At 34.5% G+C, this 629-nt stretch carries 1 protein-coding gene; it reads left to right on the top strand.

Going from position 1 to position 629, the window contains the following annotated elements; genetic code table 11:
• Window positions 1-196: 196 nt before the first annotated feature.
• The coding region (locus CWB65_RS19465; protein WP_138741286.1) for a M16 family metallopeptidase at window positions 197-629 on the top strand (433 nt) is incomplete at its 3' end.

Genomic DNA, 629 nt, shown 5'->3' with positions numbered 1-629 from the left:
CCTTGGGGACGCCACTTACTTATTCAATAGGGAAGTGAAGTGTTGTTAAGATATCCACAGATTTTCTTATAAAATTAGTTATCATTTTCTCTTAAAGATTAAGTGTTTACACTTAGTTACAAAACCATAGTAATTTCACTTCAATACAACTTGTTGTAACTCTACTTAGTCCTTAAACTCATTGAGTTAATTAAAAATGAAACTCTCAAAAATAGCACTTGCAGTATTATTAGCATCAGGGTTAGCTGCTTGTAATAGCTCAACCCAAGCAATTGATAAAAATACCGCAGCAGAAGTATCAATTCCAGGCGTTACTCTCATAGAATCTGTTCAAGCTAATCCTAACGATATCAACATACCTTATAAAAAATATAAACTTGATAATGGTCTAACAGTTATCGTTCATGAAGATCATTCAGATCCACTAGTGCACGTTGATGTTACCTACCATGTTGGATCTGCTCGCGAAGAACTTGGTAAGTCAGGTTTTGCTCATTTTTTTGAGCATATGATGTTTCAAGGATCTGAAAATGTTGCTGACGAAGAGCATTTTAAAATAATCTCAGAGGCAGGTGGTAATTTAAATGGAACTACTAATTCAGATAGAACAATGAATCGCCCCGTGTTTG

Source organism: Pseudoalteromonas sp. S554, assembly GCF_005930865.1.
Lineage (GTDB): Bacteria > Pseudomonadota > Gammaproteobacteria > Enterobacterales > Alteromonadaceae > Pseudoalteromonas > Pseudoalteromonas marina.
The sequence above is the reverse complement of the archived record's forward strand: the minus strand, read 5'-3'. Positions and strand labels throughout refer to the sequence as shown.